This is a genomic window from Isoptericola sp. NPDC056618, assembly GCF_042792715.1.
Lineage (GTDB): Bacteria > Actinomycetota > Actinomycetes > Actinomycetales > Cellulomonadaceae > Isoptericola > Isoptericola nanjingensis.
The window spans coordinates 298,756-316,173 of record NZ_JBHTVZ010000002.1 but is presented as its reverse complement, the minus strand read 5'-3'; the positions used below and the strand labels follow the sequence as shown (position 1 = coordinate 316,173).

General features: G+C 67.1%; 10 protein-coding genes. 4 read left to right on the top strand and 6 right to left on the bottom strand.

All coding sequences use genetic code 11. The features are described from left to right. Window positions 1–392 precede the first annotated feature (392 nt). Window positions 393–5,537 carry an NACHT domain-containing protein gene (locus ACFQ8T_RS04505; protein WP_430545356.1) on the top strand — a complete coding sequence of 1,715 codons (5,145 nt, stop codon included), beginning with the start codon at window positions 393–395 and terminating at the stop codon, window positions 5,535–5,537. 420 nt (window positions 5,538–5,957) lie between these two features. Here ACFQ8T_RS04505 and ACFQ8T_RS04500 read toward each other — a convergent pair whose 3' ends face one another. The 6 genes from ACFQ8T_RS04500 to mobF all read right to left on the bottom strand — a co-directional run bounded on the left by ACFQ8T_RS04500 (window position 5,958) and on the right by mobF (window position 14,892). Then, entirely contained in the window at window positions 5,958–6,632 is a 675-nt protein-coding gene (locus ACFQ8T_RS04500; RefSeq protein WP_430545355.1) for a hypothetical protein, read from the bottom strand. Continuing rightward, entirely contained in the window at window positions 6,629–8,242 is a 1,614-nt protein-coding gene (locus ACFQ8T_RS04495; RefSeq protein WP_430545354.1) for an RNA-directed DNA polymerase, read from the bottom strand. Before ACFQ8T_RS04495 ends, ACFQ8T_RS04500 begins: the two co-directional genes overlap by 4 nt. A gap of 597 nt (window positions 8,243–8,839) precedes the next feature. Next, window positions 8,840–10,243: a hypothetical protein gene (locus ACFQ8T_RS04490; protein ID WP_430545353.1), complete on the bottom strand. Its 1,404-nt coding sequence runs from the start codon at window positions 10,241–10,243 to the stop codon at window positions 8,840–8,842. Beyond that, on the bottom strand, window positions 10,240–10,608 hold the full coding sequence (locus tag ACFQ8T_RS04485) for a hypothetical protein (protein ID WP_430545352.1): 369 nt from the start codon (window positions 10,606–10,608) through the stop codon (window positions 10,240–10,242). Before ACFQ8T_RS04485 ends, ACFQ8T_RS04490 begins: the two co-directional genes overlap by 4 nt. A 77-nt stretch (window positions 10,609–10,685) precedes the next feature. Beyond that, window positions 10,686–11,048 carry a hypothetical protein gene (locus ACFQ8T_RS04480; RefSeq protein ID WP_430545351.1) on the bottom strand — a complete coding sequence of 121 codons (363 nt, stop codon included), beginning with the start codon at window positions 11,046–11,048 and terminating at the stop codon, window positions 10,686–10,688. Window positions 11,049–11,310: 262 nt separating this feature from the next. Beyond that, window positions 11,311–14,892, bottom strand: a complete 3,582-nt coding sequence (gene mobF / locus ACFQ8T_RS04475; RefSeq protein ID WP_430545350.1) for a MobF family relaxase — start codon at window positions 14,890–14,892, stop codon at window positions 11,311–11,313. Window positions 14,893–15,020: 128 nt separating this feature from the next. Here mobF and ACFQ8T_RS04470 point away from each other — a divergent pair, with 128 nt between their 5' ends. The 3 genes from ACFQ8T_RS04470 to ACFQ8T_RS04460 are packed head-to-tail and all read left to right on the top strand — an operon-like array spanning window position 15,021 to window position 17,417. Further along, window positions 15,021–15,752, top strand: a complete 732-nt coding sequence (locus ACFQ8T_RS04470) for a hypothetical protein (protein ID WP_430545349.1) — start codon at window positions 15,021–15,023, stop codon at window positions 15,750–15,752. Continuing rightward, the gene (locus tag ACFQ8T_RS04465) at window positions 15,734–16,735 is read left to right on the top strand and encodes a hypothetical protein (protein WP_430545348.1); all 1,002 of its coding nucleotides are present in this window, start codon (window positions 15,734–15,736) and stop codon (window positions 16,733–16,735) included. The genes ACFQ8T_RS04470 and ACFQ8T_RS04465 overlap by 19 nt, the downstream gene beginning before the upstream one ends. 28 nt (window positions 16,736–16,763) lie before the next feature. Further along, window positions 16,764–17,417 (top strand): SAF domain-containing protein, encoded by a 654-nt coding sequence (locus tag ACFQ8T_RS04460; RefSeq protein ID WP_430545347.1) that lies wholly within the window; start codon window positions 16,764–16,766, stop codon window positions 17,415–17,417. The last annotated feature ends 1 nt before the right edge of the window (window position 17,418 follow it).

Here is a 17,418-nt window from a genome sequence, read left to right as displayed (position 1 = left end):
GCGAGGCGGCTACCGCCAGCACCAATCCTAACGATCGTGGGCGCAACCAGCCGACGCCAGGCGACGCTGGCCAGCGATTCCGAGCGCAACCCCGACGGGCACTGATCGCGCCAGCGTCCCACGTCAAGCTGCTGCCGACCTCCAGAAGCACGTACTGCAGCACGCGAGCCTGGCCGTTCCGGAATAGGAATCGCTCTTGCCCCTTCCACGATGCGTTGGCAAGACCGTGGTCGGCACCGCCTGACACGTCTAGGACTCCGCACGGCAGGGGGCGTACTCGGGTAGACCCACCTCCCAGAATGACGTGAACTCGTCAAGCACGACGGCGCACCGCGTGACGGCACCCATCAGCAGGTCGCACGCTGTCGGTTCCAAGCGACAAGATGGCCACCGTGACGACGAAGCAACTGGAGCTGCCGGCGCGGTTGTGGTCTTTCCCGGACGGCCCGCGGCCGCGCCCGCCGGTTCAGACTCGCCCGGCGCTGCTGCCCGTGAACGAGTTGACCCCGGAGAACGCGGAACGCCTGTTCACCCGACTGCTGGAAACGGAAGCGCACATCGACCACGCCACCCTGTACGGGCTGCCCGGGCAAGCCCAGGCCGGAATCGATGTGTACGCACGGATGGCACCCTCACTGGACCCATCGCCAGCGGCCGGGAGGGGTTTTGTGGCCTTGCAGTCACGCCGAGTGAAGGACCTCACCCCCGCGTCGATCACCTCGGCGGTCACTGACTTCCTCGCAGGCGAGTGGGCGGACCGATGCTCCCGCTTCTACTACGCCACGAGTTCGTCGCTGCGCGACACGAAGCTGGATGCCGCTATCCGGTCCGCGCATGACGCCCTCGCAGGGAAAGGCATCGCGTTCGAACCGTGGGGTGCGGAGGAGGTTTCCGTCCGACTCCGCGATCACCCCCGGCTCGTGGACGACTTCTTCGGCCGGGCGTGGGTGACCGCGTTCTGTGGGGAGGACCGCGCTGAGGAACTCGCCCGGCGAATCACCCCTGAGCGGGCACGAGCTGCCCGCGCCGCCCTCGGTAGCTTGTACCGTGCGGCATTCCGGGCGCAGGGTGCCGCGCCGACAGTCACCGGCACACACACGCCGGGCATGTCGTATCTCATCCTCGATACGCAGCCGGTCTCCGAGGACACATCGGCGCGGGCGGCTGCCCTGGAGCCGGAGCAGACAGAGCCGCCGGTATCGATCCGACCGCTGGAGGAGTACGCGGGAACGCCCCGAGTGATGCGTCGGCGCACCCGCCGACCTGCGCCGCGGAACCCGGTGCGGACGGCGGATGAGGATCGGGCACGCACACCTGTCGACGAGTGGGCCGAGTCCGCGCGCCTCCGGCTGCTCGTCGGCGCGCCCGGGTCAGGCAAGTCCAGTTTCCTGATGTTCGCTGCCGCGGACATCCTTGCGTCCGAACCTCAGTCCGCGGCGCTGCAGCGTGCACATGGCGGTGACTTGCCGCTGTGGTTGCCGTTCGGGTTCCTTTGCCGTCATCTCGACGGGTCCACCACGAACTCGGTCGTATCGGCCATCCAGGCCTGGGTCACCCAGCAGGGTGGACCGTCGGCGTGGGATCTCACGCAACCGGCGCTCGACGACGAACGGGCGATCCTGCTCGTCGACGGCGTCGACGAGTGGAACGACCCTGCTTCTGCGGAGTACGCGCTCGGGCTCATCGAATCGTTCGTGGCCCAACGCAGTATTGGTGCAGTCCTCACCGCCCGCCCCTACGCGGTGGACCGGTTGAACTGGGTGGCGCCCTGGGCGAAGGCGGTCCTTGCCCCGCTCTCGCACGCTCAGCAGGTCGGCCTGGTCACCCGGGTGTTGTCCGAGTCCGACACGATCGGTCGAGACGGGCCGTCCACCCCGCATGCAGAGGCGTTCCTGGCCGAACTGAGCCAGGTACCGGCGTTGAGCCCTCTTCTAGGCACACCGCTGTTCCTCGGCCTACTGGCGAAGTCGTGGCGTGGTGAGTCGCTACCACCGCAACGGTTCCGCCTGTTCTCCGCACTCGTCCAGCTTCTGGTCGACAAGCATCCGCAGATGCGCCGCCGCGCCTCCTCCGCGGCGGGATCCGAGTTCTCCACCAGCGACATGCTCACCGTGCTCCGGGGTGTCGCCTACCAGGTCCGGGTCGAGGGGGGATCTGCGATTCTCCCTAGGCGAGAGGCAGAGCGACGATTCCGGGAGGAGCTGCGCCGCGATGACGGTCTCGCATACCCGGCGGCCGACGCGGCCCGGGTCGCAGCGGCGGTGCTGTCGCAGGCGGAGGACGAGTACGGGCTGCTCGTGCCGCAGGGCGTTGGCATGGTCGGGTTCTTGCATCGTGTTCTGCTCGATCAGCTCGCCGGCGAGCACCTGGCCAAACTCCGACCCGACGAGCAGGAGAGCGCCCTGACCGCCCGGGCCGGCGACCCCACCTGGCGGGACGTCCTCATTGCCGGGCTGGCCACGCAGGTCAACGCACATGTGAACGCGTCCTTGCTCGCCCGGCTCAGCGAGCATCCCGACGTGGACCCGGTCGACAAGTACGAACTTGTCGCCGAGACCATCGCAGCCAACGTCGCTCTCACCGCGCAGACGCAACTACAGTGGGTGACGCAGATCGTCGACCGAGTCAACGAGCACGCCGTCACCGCCCACAGGGCCACGCTGATCGCGTCGCTGGTTTCGATGACGAAACACGCCTCGCTGCGACCGCTGCTGCTCACAACCTTCAGACGATGGCTCAACGCCGCGCACCCCGAGCCGACGTCACCGCTGTGGATGCTCCGCGACGCCGCGGTCGCGGAGACGGGCGTCCTACCTGCGCTGCAGTGGGGGCTGCGGCACGAGGACGAGGCGGTGCAGCTCAACGCTGCTCATGCCATCGCGATTCGCTACGCCGGCGATGCTTCGGTCGGCGCCCGCATCGAAACGAACGTCCGTGAGGGTGCCAACGCCATCGACCAGGCGTTCGCGCTGCTGTGCCTGGGGACAGGGTGGCCAGACTGGCCGCAACTGCCCGCCCTCCTGGAGTGGGCAAGAGCGCAGATCACCCCGGAGCTGCGAGTGTGCGCTCTGCACCTGATGCGGGAAGCCGCGGGACGGCAGTTCGATCACCTCTCCGCCGCCGAGCGCCACTGGTTCGGAGGGTTCTTGTGGCGTGAGGGGTTGCGGCCGCGAGAGCACTGGACGGACCTCGCCATCCCGTTCGTGCAACATGTGCTGTCCGAGCAACCGAAAGCGGCGCAATTCGTCCTGCAGACGCTTTCGGGCAACGGTCAGAACGGCGGCGACAGGTCGATGGCTTGGCTGCTGGCCTGCACCACCTTCAGCAACGACGACGCGATCAAGAACTGGGTGGCCAGTGAACTGGAACACCCCGACCGCCACGGGCTCATACTGCACAACCTCGCGCTCATCCCGGAGTCGTGGCGCGCAGACCCCGCTTTCGCGAGCAGCGCCGTGGCGACTATTCGCGAAAAAACTCCAAACCCTCCGTTCAGCGAAGGCATAATCACCCTCGCAGAATCGTTGCCCGACGACGAAGCGCTCGATGTGCTCCTGCCCGCCCTGGACTCGTGGCGTCCCGTGCGTGTCGGGGCCGCGTTGCTGCAACGCTTCGGGAAGCGTCCCGAGGTGCGCGCGCTGTTCGATGAGCGCCTGCACGGGCCTCTTGAGTCGGCGGCACCGCTCGCGCCGCTCGCGCTGGAGGCGCTCGGTGCCGCGGAAGGCTTCCGGGTGCTCGTCGCGTTGTTGCGTGCCTCGGCCGACGAAAGTGACGGGGAAGCGCGGGTCCTGGTCGCGATGTCCGTCGCCGACGCCTGGGCGCAGTTCGCCAACAGCCCGGAGGATCCTGAGTCCATTGCGATCCTGCGCGAGTACGACCCTGGCGAACTCGCGATGCGCTGCACCGCAGTCGGAACCGGGCACCTCACCTGGCATGTCGACTCGATCATTGCCGCGTGGCCCACGCACGAGGCCGTCGTCGCATTCGCGTTGCGGGACCTGAAGCACCCCCGGTACATCAGCAGCGGCATCCACGACCCAGCACCCCCGGCGATCGTGCGCGCGTATGGCGCCCGCGCCGACGCCACCGCCAACATGATGATGGATGCGGTTCTCGACCAGCTTGCCTACCTGCCACCGCACCTGCGGGAGGTGCTCGTCGATGCTCTGACCCGCTCCGATCTGGCCCCCGCGACCCTGCGAGAGCTTCTCGGGGACTGGGGTGAGGACACGGACCCCTGGGTACAGCGCGCCGCACTCACTGGACTGGTCCGTCGCGTCGAGCGGTACCGGATCTCACCGAACGCTGAGCACAGGCAGACCGAGCAGACCAAAGACTGGTTGCGCGCACAGGTTCGGGCCGAACTGTGCGGGTACGGGCAGGCTCACGATGACCGCCGGCAGACCGGCTGGGTCGCAATGTTGCTCCTAGGTGAGCTCGGGCTCCATGACGGGCTACTGGAGACCATCGGGCAACCTACTCGACCGGGCGTGCGCCTTCGGCTCCTATTCGGAGGCGTCGACCGGGAGCTGGTCGACCTGCTCAACGCCAACTGGGACAAAGTGTCAACGCACTTCGGCGATGAGATCTTTGCTCTGCTGTCCGCCTCCAACGCTAGGGACATGCCCGCGGACGCTCGAGCAGCCGTGCTCGGGCAGTTGAGCACCTGTTCGTCGCCGCACCCCGCCGTCAGCGAGCTCATCCGCGCGGAGGCGGACGCGAACCCCCAGTTCCGCAACAGCGCCGAGTATCTGCTCTGGTCGCATCGCACTGGACGCCACGATGTCGACCTCTATCGTGCCTGCCTAGAGCACGCGGGATCCTCCACCTTTAGACGGACGGAGCCAGACGAGGTCTACGACCTCCTGGTCGACCCGGACTTGTGGCAGATCCCGGTCGAAGCGCTCCGCGACGCCCTGACGCAGCAGCCCTACTTCGAGATCGATCCGCGACTGCGAGCACTCTTCTGCGAGCTGTTCCCGAACGACAGACGCAGCCGCGCGATGTTCGCCGATCTGGTGGCTTGGTTCCAATCCGACGAGCCCCGAGATCGCCGCGAATGGATCGACTCACTCACCATCGCCATCCGGTGTTCACCAGCGAACGTCCTCCCCGCAATCGTCGAACGGGCACACCAGCAGCTCATGCTCCAAGACGCCTCCGACCTGTCCCCCATGCTCACGGGCCCGCTGCTGCGCCGACTGCGCCACGACGCGAGCGCAGCCACCGCGCTCCGCTCCGCAATCGTGGACCCTGCCTCCGCCGATACCAACACGCCGATCTGGGCCCAGGCACCCCAGGCCACAGAGACCCGTGACCCGGTGATGAACACCCAACGGTCCTACCTCTTGGCAACATTCCTCGACCACGCCGGGCTGCTCGACGACGGCACCGCGGCAATAGCACGGACCATGCTCACCGCCACCAACCCGAACGTGGTGGTCCATGACCCGTTCACCGGTGTCGAACGCAGCGCACGTGCGGCAGCAGTAACCCTGGACTACCCTCCCACCGGCCCGGGACTAGCGCTGGTCTAAGGCGAACCTGAGTGGCCTATGTTCCGTCGAAACTGTTGTGAAGCTGGTCAAGCGGAGGCTCGGAAATGACGCCTCGACAGTTGTCGGAGCAGTGTTGTGATGGTAGCGGGTGTCCTCGAGGTCGGCGGGCGGACCATCCCGATCTCGCTGTCGAGACGCTTTGGCGGCAACGTCGTCGCACGCGTACCCGACGGACCCGACCCAAGCATCGATATCGTGCTCGGGCAGCCGGTGGGTGGACGCGATCGAGGTTGCATGGGACCAGGCGTCGGAGTGGTGAACCAGTCGCGACTGGTCGCGCCATCGGTGCGGCGGGTTCCAAATCGCCATCGAACAGATCTCCGGACCTATAGTCAGACCCGCGCCCGTGCTCGCGAAATCTCTCGTCGCGCCATCTGCAATAGAGCACGCAGACTTCAATTAACCTGATACCTGTAGTTCGAGCATCGTGCGCTGGACTTCACGGAAGAACTCGACCGAAGTAAGACCGCTAGAACCACGACAAACAAACTCGACCGACAAATGTATCTCTCGACCCGTGCGGGGATTAACGATCCCAACTGATTCAATCTCGACACCGCTCGCCGCATACATTGCACAATATGTCAACAGCTGCCGAAAGTCACCGCTCCTAAAGGGTCGAGTAACGCACTTTACTTCCAACAGTCGCAAGCCGCTCAGAATATCCCCGCGTGCGGAATCTACGACACCGCATCCCGGAATCTCCGGCCAAAACTCGATCGTCGGCATCAATGAAACATTTGTTCCCAGTGAGCGCGCCAGTCCACGGACCTCCTCCAATTCCTCAGCATCGAGGTTGGTCGCAGGCATTGGATACTCGCCGACTCGAAGTACGTATTCCCGCACTATCCGCAGGTCCGCATTCGAGAACGAATCCCACGAACGCCCGCTTGCAACAAGCCCAAACGCTGCCTCAGCGATTAGGGCGTTATTGGCAGGCTCGCCTCCATTTGCTGGAACAGGATCAGAAAATTCAGTGTAATTCTCGTTCGCCCAGCGCACCACCGGCTCGAGCGTTGGCGCCAAGTTGGCCCAGATGGACCGCTGACGCGAGAATACTCGGGTCGAGATCATAGCGGAATCCGCCAATCTAGCAGCTGCACCTTGTCGCCAGCCCACTCAAGCATCAGTTGATCGTACTCAATCATCGCCTTCTTATTCGCGCGACGCCAATGTCGCCCTTCGTCGCCCAACGAGTAGGAAGCTACCGCGAAAGCCCGCTTGACCCATGGGTGCATTGTTTGATACCTAGACCGCTGGTCGCTAAGCCAGAAACGCACCTCCCAGCGCCCCAGCACTAGCATAATGTCCCGCTGAATCAGTGGAGATGGCGCGTTCCTATAGCCGTGTCCTCGATCGTACAACCTGATTAGGAGTTGCTCGGTCTCGGGCGAATGATCCATAGCTAGCAGCCGGATCATGTAGGCGAGATTCAGTTCAACCCGAGCAAGATAGTGGTCTCCTTCAATTCTAGACCGAATCTCTTTACAAACGAAAGCAACGAATTCGTCGCTGGCCCCTACAAGAGCCGCTCCAATCGACATTAGCACCTGTGGCATTATTGGTGCTAACCGTTCAAAATTGCCTTGATCAAGGAGCGACCGGACGGCAAGTTCTCGAGACTGGACATCCAGAAACCTCAGCGCTTTTACAAGCTTCTTCGTGACCGAGGTGTGCACTTGCCCCTTGAGCAGTTCTCGTCGCAGGAGGTCCAGGATATCGAACTGATCAATCTCACCCCGCAGACGCTCGTAGTCCTCCAAAGGAGTTTCGGAGTACGGATCAAAATGCAGATGTAGCTTTAGAAAGCGAGATGCGCTACCTTCTGGCGGATCTGTCGGGTCTAGAATCGCAAGATACTCGTCACCACGCATGATGGTCGTCTTGCTTTTCTGGAGCGACAGTCCTTGATTCAGGAACAGCTTTTCTGACAGGAAGCCAACCGCATGGTGCGCTGACTGGAGATCGTCGACGAAGATTCGATAGTCGTCTGCGAATCGGCAGAACTCCCCGTTCTTCAATTCTGCCAGTAACAGTCGGTCAATCTGATCGATCGTAATCTCCGAGAGGATTCGCGCCGCAGGGCCACCAACCGGTAGTCCGTATGACGTCGAATTGGATAGGCGAATCAGTATATCCATTATCTGGCCGGTCTTGGCGCCGGTGGCGTCGAGGGGCTGCAATGCGTTTTCGATCCTATGGTGGTACAACCTAGGGTAGAAATCCGCTATATCGGTGACGACCACATACTTGTACCTGGAGGCAAGTTCGCGAGTTCGCTCTTGAAACGCTGACCACCCATCTGACCAGAAGAGGCGGTCAGCCTCGGGCTCGAAGCGATACGAGTACACGTGTCCGCTCGACCTTGGGATCCGCGCGGCCTCGATCGACTGGGCTAAGGATAGCGTCACTCCCAGAAGGTACGCGTTCCAAAGAGGATCGATCTGAGTTGCCCAGCGAAACCCGCTGTATCCGACCGGCGATAGTGTCGAGTGGCTTAGGACTGGGTAGGCATGCAGCGACGCTGTCAGGTCGCTTCCCATTCCTTCCAGAATCCTTGCCAGTTCCGGTGCCTTGTCGTGCGCCACGTGATTATCGATGGGGAACGGAAAAATATCCGTATCGCCCCAGTGTGCAATATTGTGAATCGCACGTTCGAAGAAAGTTTTGTCCACCAGCGGCACTGATGGCTCCTTTGGCGTTGGAGGGTTTAAGGAATAAGGGATCAAGCCTGACCTGGGTTCTTTGGCCATGACTGACACGAGTTTTGTTGCGCATTCTCCAATCTGCCCTACCGTCTCCAGGTCCTACGGCCCGTTCTTGCTCGCCACCGCGGCGACCACGCCCGCGCCACGATGGTAGCGGGGCACCCTCGTCCGGATGCGAGGTTCAGGACAGCTGCGGTGATCTCTTACGACGTCGCAGAGCTCCATGACGCCATACGGGTCAGTGGGCTGATCACTCCTCTGGGCATCAGGGACGCCGAGGTCGGCGACGGCCCAGGCGCTGTGGGACCGGCGCGGCCGATCGCCGTGGGCCCCGCAAGGGCGCGACGGTCTGTCGCAGCCCATCCGTCGGCCCGCGGCTCGTGCATGGCAACGTCACGAGTATCGATGGCGATGGGATGAGAGGCCAGCCAAACACACTCCACCGCACTTGGGGCCCGGCACACTCGGCAGACGGCCGATACCCACGCGGTCGTGTTCAAGCGGCGACGACATGCCGTTGGGCGACAAGCGGCTGTGGCCACGGGTGAGTCTGTAGTACTCGCCCGGCACCTATCACGGGTCTCGCACCAGGGCGACGGCCCCCGGCGCTTGTCTGTTCGTCGCGCGCTTTGCGGCACGGTCGTCGCTCCGCCGGAGCGACGACTTGGGCGCCTGCGTGAGGATCGCTGCGAAGTCGGCGCGCTGCGTGACGGCGCTTGTCGCGGGTAGCGTGGGACGACGCTGCGGCTCGAGCGTGCGGAGCAGACGGAAGAAGTTCGGGTTCGACTGCGGAGTCACGACATCGAAGACCGACCGCCGACGACGGACGCCGCCCGCGCCGGGCGCATCCAGCGTCTCCTCACCGGTCGCCACGAGGAGTGTTCCCTCCGCTGCGCCTCGTCGCGTGGCGTGGGCGATGCGCAGGTCTACTTCGTCGAGTGCCTCGACCAGGCGTGAGGCCTGCTCGGCGGTGATCGTTGTCGTCCGCGCGACCTGGTCGGTGGCAACAGTGCCGTAGGCGACGACGTACAGGCCGTCACCGAGTGTCCCGCTGACATTGCGCATGGCGGTGACAAGTCCGGCGTAGATCTTGCCCCGGACGTTCAGGGCCGCTGCGCACTTGGTGTCCCCGGCCGCCAGCGCGAGCTTGCTAGCGAGCACCGAGAGCTTCCGCTGGGACCGGAACAGGATGCGCAGCGACAGGGGGCGCGGGAAGTCCGCATCGATCACGGCCGAGAGGTTCTGCAGCGCCGTGATCGCGCCGTCGACGGTTCCGCCGGCTACGTCGAGCCTTGGCTCAGGCTGATAGCCAATGCGATCGACGGTGAAGCCGTCCGGCGTGATCTGCCGCGCGATCCATTCGTTGAAGAACCTTGTCGTCGCACTTAGCCCTCGCGCGTGCTCCCCTGTCGCGGCACGTGATGGCCGGTCAGACCTGATGCCCTTGGTGCCTGCGAGCCCGTGCCAACCGGGCAGCCGGCCGTGGCGGTCGTCGAGCCGGATGAGCGCACGGATGACGTCGGCGACGTCCTTGAGCACGACGACGTTCTGCTCGGCAGTGATCTGCTCGCGCATCGGTGCGAACTCCCGCTCCCGAGCGATGAAGGCCGCGACGGCGGCGCGGCGCCACAGCTCGACGATCACATTGTGCTGCTCGGTCCCGAGCTCGGAGGCGTTGGCGAACCGACCGCCCGGCAGTTCGTCCCGTGACGGGACGGCGCGTTCGACCCAGCGCAGCCAGTTCTCGACGATCGTCACGTCGCGCGGGAGCCCGGCAGTGTGGGTACGGGCCAGCTCCGCGCTGTACTGAAGGACGGCGGCGCGGTACCGCTGGATGAGGTCAGCGCGTTCGCGGAACCCATCCAAGGGCGTGTCACGGCTGTAGTGCTTGCCTCCGAGCTCGTAGTAGGGCCTGGCGTGTGTGAGCAGCTCGGCCAGCGACTCGCGCAGTCGGGTGGCCACTTCTCCGTAGGTCATGGCGCAGCCCTCACGGCGCCGGGATCCTCGGCCCAGGCGGCGTCGAGCAGGTGGCGAGCCTCGAGCAGGTTGACGGGGTCCAGGCCATAGCGGCCGAGGTCCTCGATCGCGCGGCGCGCGGCGACGTACATCGCGTACCGGCTGACGCCGCGCACGGGCAGCGCGACGGCGAGCTGGTCCGGCGGGTGCAGGAAGTCGATGACGTCCAGCACGTCCCAGTAGTCATGCAGGCGCCCCGTCTCGGTCGCATCGGCGAGCGCACAGAGGTTCGATCGGGCGACCTGGTACGTCAGGTAGTGGCCGAGCAGCATGGGCTCGCCGCCACGCTTGACGGCGGCCGCTTCAGGGCCCGTGTGGATGGTCATCGCAGTTCTCCGAGGTCTCGGGCACGCCGACGGCGGTCCCCTAGTCAGGAGGAAGGTGTGCGCGCGGTACCAGCGGGCTACGCGGCACGCCACCGGCGGTAGGCGTCCACCCGGCGCACGGCGCGGCGGCGCAACACGCGGTAGGCCCACGCGAACGGGCTGCGGATGGCGACGTGCGCGAATTTGATCGCATTGAGCGCTGCCCACAGCGTGGGCACCCACCACCAGGCGGAGCCGTCGGCGCTCAGGTGCTCGCCGCTCCAGGTCATGGCCAGGTAGTACGGGGGCGTCAGCGCGGCTCCGACGGGCAGGCCCCATGCGATGCCGCGGTCAGTGTCGAGCCAGCGAACCAAGTGGTTCGTGGGCATCCACGCCTGGCAGAAGGCGTAGCACCGCCGCGCGAGAGTGAACCAGAAGCGGAAGAGGAGGTAGAAGAACACGAGGTTGCTCCCTTCAGGCCGGGGCCGGCTCGCGGTGAACCGGCCTCGCAGCGAGAGTGCGCGCGGTAATCCTCCTGCGGTGCGAACGGCCATCGTCCTGTGGACAAGGCGCTCCGGGACCTGCGGATAGCCGTCGTTTCGGCCGTGAGGGCGACCGGAGGCGCCGCCCTGTCCACAGATTGCTGACCAGGGGTTTCACTGCAGGAGACGGTCGCGCACGCTGGATCTCATGCGTGTGGTTCCGCGGAAGTGCTGGCGGGTGCTAGAGGGTGCGCCCGTACGCGTGAGCGCCGCTTTGCCTGCTCGCGCGGGACTGGGTGAGTGCCTCGGCGCGGTGCAGTGCCTCGGCCGCTCGACGGCGGTCTCGTTCCTGGATGACGGTCCGCGTCGAGGCGCCGAGCGGCGCCTGCCCCGTGACGTCGTACCGGTCGCGGTAGGCCGCGATCACGGTCAGCTCGACCAGCCACTGCTCGCCATCACCGGCGCCAGCTGGCCGGTCGCCGACGCGACGCACCCACGACACGCGGTCACGTGCGGCAGCCTCGGCGAGGGTGCGAGCGCGCGTCTCGATCAGGTCGCGGCGTTCGGCCAGGGCCAGGGCGACGTCGGCCGGCAACGGCCCGGAGGCTGCGGGGATGAGCCCGGCGACGAGGTCCGGCGTCGCCCCGCGGGCGGGTCGTCCGGCGGCGCGTGCGAGGCGGGCAGACAGGGCGGAGGCGACGTCGTCGGCGTCGAGCAGGCTGCGCTGGGCGACCAGGCGCGGGAGGAGAGCCGCGACGTCGTGCCGATTCGCCTCGGCCCTGCGCAGCTCGGCCATGAGGACGGCGAACGCCTCGGACTCGATGACCTGTCCGGCCTCGGCCGGCGTGAACCCGCCCGAACGAACGAGGGTGTCCTTGACGAGGGCGGTCCAGCGGTCCCGCTGCGCGGCGGTGGCGATGGTCTCGTACTCGGCCGCCACCTGTGCGATGCCGGTCCACCGCTCTTGCTCGGCGGCGGTGGTCTCGTGCGCGGACAGCTCGAGCCCGGAGTGGTTAAGCACCCCGAACAGGATCGTGCGGGCGGAGACGTCGTCCTCGACCGGGGTGTCGTGCAGCGGATCGGGCTTGTCCAGAGCGACGTACGCGGTGTTGGAGCAGCGGCCGCGGGTCATCGAGACGTACAGGTTCTCGCGGGTGGTCGACGGCGACACGACGACGTGCGCGGTGTCGACGGTCAAACCCTGAGCGCGGTGCGCGGTGACCGCGTATCCGAGGTCGACGTGCCGGGCCACGTACTCGGCGGGCAGCGTGACCGTCCGACCCGCGGGGTCCCCGTTGCGGCGGACGGCGGCCGTCCCATGACGGCCGACATGTGCGACGGTCCACCGGTCGCCGTTGCGGACCCAGCTGCCGTCACCGGTGCGCAGGCGGCGGTCGTTCCGACGCGTGATCACGACGTCGCCGGCCGAGGCGCGCGCCTCCTCGCGCAACGCGACGTCCCGCACCGCCGACGTGACGCCGGTCTGGATCCGTTCGGCGCGGGCACGTTCGTTGAGCTGGCGCACGGACTCCGCGGCCTCAGTGAGGAGGATCGAGGATCGCCCCTCGCGGAGATCGTCCTGCCACGCGTCGAAGGCGGCGTCGATCATGGCCTCGGTGGTGCCCTCGCGGAGACGTTCGTGGCTCTGGTAGACGTCGATCGCGGTGACGTCGCCGTCACGCAGGGCAAGCGATGCGCCCCTCTCCCACGCGTGGACGAACCGCCGGACCTCGACCAGGCTAGGCACGTCGCCGTCGCGGGCGGCGGCGAGCATGGAGACCGCTCCCCCGGCCTCCACCGACTGCAGCTGGGCGGGGTCGCCGACCAGCACGACCTTCGCGCCGACCTCAGCGGCGCGGGCCGCAATGACGTCCAGTGCACGGGTCGAAGCGAGCGTGGCCTCGTCGAGGATGACGAGCTGCCCGGCACGGAAGTCGGCCCTGCCATGCCGGTGGTCGTGGATCCACTTGGCCGTGTTGTCGCAGCCGATGCCAAGGTCTTCGGCGAGCACCTGGGCCGCGCTGGCCGAGGGCGCCATCCCGACCACCGATCCGGCGCCGTGCTGCACGGTCCAGGCACCGAGCAGCGCGGCCATCGCGGTGGACTTGCCCGTGCCGGCGGGGCCGATCAGCAGGTCCAGCCGCCGGCCCGAGATCAGAACCTGCGCGAGCGCCGCGGCTTGTTCGGCGTCGATGACCACGCCGTCCACGCGGGCACCAGGCACCTCATCGATGATCCGCTGCGAGACGACGAGATGCGGATCGCGGTCGTCCACGAGCGCGAGGAGCCGGTTCTCGGTCGCGAGCACGTGCTGGCTGGAGAGGTACGTGGAGTGTCGAGTGCGCAGGGTGCTGGTGCCGTCGTCGCGGCGCATCGCGGCCGGGCTGGAAGCGATCTCGTTCGGAGTGAGCGGGACGGACTGGCGGGTGGCGGCGTCGGCGATGAGTGCGACGACGAACTCGCGGTCGTCGACGGTCCCGAACCTCCAGCCCATCGTGCGGCGGGAGGCTTCGGCCCACAGGTTCCAGTGCCGCCACGTCGACCGCTTCTCCGCGACGGCCTCGACCACCTGGGCGGCGACCTGATCGATCATCAGCATGGGCACCGACTCGTGCGTGAGCGACGTGGTCGGTGTGGCGGTGGTGAGCCGGCGTGCCCATTCGGTGGGGTCGCCGTGGATGATGCCGTGCGCGCGGCGGCGCCACTCGGCTGTCAGGTCCGACAGGGCGCGGATCGTCTTATCGGGACGGGTATCGAGGGTGGCGTCTGCCCGCATTCGCACGATGTGCCTGTCGGACGGACGGTGGCCGTGCTCGCGCTCGTAGTCGTCAATCTTGGCGTCGGTGGCGACGTCGATGTCCCGGGCGCGGGAGGAGAATTCGCGCACAAGGTCTTCGCTGATGCCCTGGATCTCCCATTGCGGGTTGTGGCCGTCGCGTTCGCGCCGCTCCCAGGTCAGGCCGAAGGTGCCGGTGAGTCGGTCGGCCAGGACGGCGTTGTAGTACTCGGACAGCGCGACGATCGAGTGGTGGATGGCCCTGGAGTCCAGGGTGCGCCACTTCCCGTCGTGGGCGGTCAGCACCTTGTTCGACACCACGACATGGGTGTGCAGCTGCGGGTCGTTGGCGCGCGAGTCCCAGTGGTCGTAGGCGGTGGCGGCGATCCCGACAACGGGGACCTGCGCGACGCCGGCGTGCCCGACGCGGGTGGCGGCGACCTCGCGCTCGAAGAACGCCAGCACCTGTGCGACGGCGGCGTGGTGGGCCTCGGCGATCAACTCCTGGGTGTTCGCGTCGGCGACGCCCCACAGCACCGAGACCGACTTCGGCACGGAGAACGTCAGGTCGAACCCGGCGGTCGCGGTCTGCCGTCCGCGGGCGGCCTCGGCGGCCTGGATGCGGGTGACCTCGGCGTCGAACTCCTCGGCGGGCAGTGTCCGGTCCACGCGAGTGGTGAGCGTCGCCGTGCGCTCGGCGACGGTCGGGTACTCGCGGAACGGCCGGCCGAGGTTCTCGCCGTTGACGGGGTCGTTGCCGCGCCCCAGGAGAGTCTGGAGCTGCTCGGGCGTGACCGTCATCCCGGGGCGCAGCTCGCCGTTCCCGAAGTAGGCGACACCCTTGCCCATCCATACCCCCGGCGGTGTGCCCGCCTCGGCGAAGTACCGCGTGAACGCCGTCGCCTGCGCGGCGTCGCCGTCCGACTGCACGACCGACCGGAGCAGGTAGCCGTAGCCCTTGCCTGCCGAGACCACTCGCAGCGAGACCGTCACACCCGCCAGGTGCGCGACTCGATCCGCGTCGGGTGCCAGAGGTGTCGGGATCACGGATCGGCGACGTTCGGGGTCAGGCACGGATCCGGGTGGCGACGGCCGCACACCTGGGTCTCGACGCCGCCCTCTGGCTTCGGCACGAAGCCTCGGGCACGGTTTCGGATTGCAGGACGGGGTGAGTGATGGCATACCTGAGCAAGTACGTCTTCATCCGCGCTTGTCGCGGTGGAGTCGTTCGTGTACCGCCCGAAGGAGTGCGGTGCTCGGCGAAGGGCCTCGCAGGAATGCGCCAATGGGGACGAGCTGGGACGCCGACGACAGCAGTCCTACTGCTTGCCGTCCTCGTCGCATGCACCCCGAGCACCGAGGCCTCCCCCACGCCCACCCCAACCACGACGTCGTCGACGAGCACGCCGACGTCGGATCCTTCACCCTCACCGACCACCGACTCCGAGGTCGCCGCACAGAACGCGACGGAACTGCTGCACCAGTACTACGCCGTGATCGACGCCCTCGGCGCGGAGCCGGATGAGCCGCTGTCGCGCCTCGAGTCGGTAGCCATCAGCAAGGACCTGAGCGTCTGGGAGCAGCAGCTCAAGCGTGACCGCCGCGACGGATACCGCCAGACGGGCGAGACGAAGCTCGTCGAGGTCGCGGTCGGGTCGGTCAACCTCGACAACTCCGATCCTGACGCCGGCACCGTGCCCACCATCCAGCTCGACGTCTGCTACGACGTGTCCGGTGTCGACGTCGTCGATGCCGACGGGAAGTCGATCGTCGCCGACGACCGGGCCGACACCGGCTGGGTCCGCCACACCGTGAGCAACTACTCGTGGGACACCGACCCCGACGACGGGTGGCGGGTGTCCACGAGCGTGGATCTCGAGCAAGCGCCATGCGACACCGAGTCCTGACCCGCGCGCTGGGCCTCTTTGTCGCCCTCGCGGGCCTGATCTCTCAGGCCGCCCCCGCCGCCGCGGGTGGAGCTCCGGATTGCGAGCGGACCGATCCCCGAACCGGCCAATGTCTCGTCGCGGTCGTCGTCCCCCCTCGCCAGGACGAGAACGCCCAGCCGGCCGCAGATAACGGGAATGGCGCCGACCACAAGGATGGACCGAAGGATTCCGGCTCGGGCTCACCGTGCTACTTCGACCCGTCGAAGCAGGGCTTCACGACGGTGAAGGCCGGCCCGGTGCCTTGCAAGAGCGACCTGGGGTACTGGTCGAACGCGCACCAGTGCTACATCCGGGTCCTTGAACCGCAACCCGGTCCCGACGACCCTGCGTGGCAGGGCCACTCCCCCGACGACGACGGCGCGGTCTACGGGTGCCACCAGCCGCTGCCGGTCGACATCAGCGTGTACATGTGGCTCGCCGCTCCCCCGGACGCATCCGGCACGGGGCCCTCGCCACGGCAGGTCGCGGAGATGGCTGTCGACAAGATGGACCTGCACGCGATCACCATCGGGATCGCACCTGAACCGGGCGAGGGATCCCAGGGTGTGGTCGGGATGCCGGTGTGGATGTGGGCGGTCGACCCCGGTCCCAGCACCGTGGGCCCGGCGACCGCATCGGCCTCCGCGGGTGGCATCACTGTGACCGCGACCGCCCGGATCCACGACATCGCCTGGGACATGGGCGACGGCACCGTCGTGACCTGCCAAGGGGCGGGCACCCCGTACGCCGCCAGCTACGGGCGTTCGGAGTCCCCTGACTGTGGCCACGTGTACTCGACCTCGAGTGTGGACCGGCCGGGCCAGCAGTTCACCGTCTCGGCGACCTCGGACTGGGTCGTCACCTGGGAGGGCGCCGGACAGACCGGCACCATCCGCCTGGACGGGCTCACCGAGTCGGTCCAGATCGCGGTCGGAGAGGTGCAGGTGCTCACGACGGACTGAGGCATACCTGCGGGAGAGAAGGTCACCGATGACCACCACAACCTCACGTCAGACGACCGAACCGGCACCACCGGCCCTCGGTCCCCCACCGCGGCTGCGCCGGCGCCCTGCCGTCGTTGCAGCCGGGGTCGTGGTGGCCCTCGTGTCCAGTCTCGCGGTGGGGTGGATGTGGACACGCTCCAACGACCGGATCGAGGTCCTCGTGGCCGCCAGTGCGGTGCCGCGCGGCGCTGTCATCGATTCCGAGGACCTGACCACGGCGCACATCAACTCCGACGACGCGCTGAACCCGCTTCCAGCCTCGCGTGCCGAGAACATCGTCGGGCAGCGGGCAGCCGCGGATCTGTCGGCCGGTTCCCTCATCACCGGCGCAATGCTTCAGGCCGACGCGGTTCCCGCCGACGGGGAATCGCTGGTGCCGGTGACGCTGCCCGCAGAACTGGCGACCGGCCTCGACCTGCAGGTTGGCGACCGGGTCAAGGTCGTCCTCACGCCCGGCTCCGGGCAGGAGGCCGCGGGCAATCCCGCGTTTACACCCGCCGAGGTCGCAGGCGTCAGCTTCGCACCCGAGACCGGCGCGACCGTGGTCTCGGTGCTCGTCCCCGAGACGGACGGACCGGTGCTCGCGGCCAGGGTGGCGGCGGGCAACTTCTACCTCGTGCTCGACTCCCGGAGCAGGTGAC

Coding starts and splice junctions, on each gene's coding strand:
- ACFQ8T_RS04460 (WP_430545347.1), top strand. CDS start 16,764: ATGACCACCACAACCTCACGTCAGACGACCGAACCGGCACCACCGGCC.
- ACFQ8T_RS04500 (WP_430545355.1), bottom strand. CDS start 6,632: ATGATCTCGACCCGAGTATTCTCGCGTCAGCGGTCCATCTGGGCCAAC.
- ACFQ8T_RS04465 (WP_430545348.1), top strand. CDS start 15,734: ATGCGACACCGAGTCCTGACCCGCGCGCTGGGCCTCTTTGTCGCCCTC.
- ACFQ8T_RS04490 (WP_430545353.1), bottom strand. CDS start 10,243: ATGACCTACGGAGAAGTGGCCACCCGACTGCGCGAGTCGCTGGCCGAG.
- ACFQ8T_RS04470 (WP_430545349.1), top strand. CDS start 15,021: ATGGCATACCTGAGCAAGTACGTCTTCATCCGCGCTTGTCGCGGTGGA.
- ACFQ8T_RS04485 (WP_430545352.1), bottom strand. CDS start 10,608: ATGACCATCCACACGGGCCCTGAAGCGGCCGCCGTCAAGCGTGGCGGC.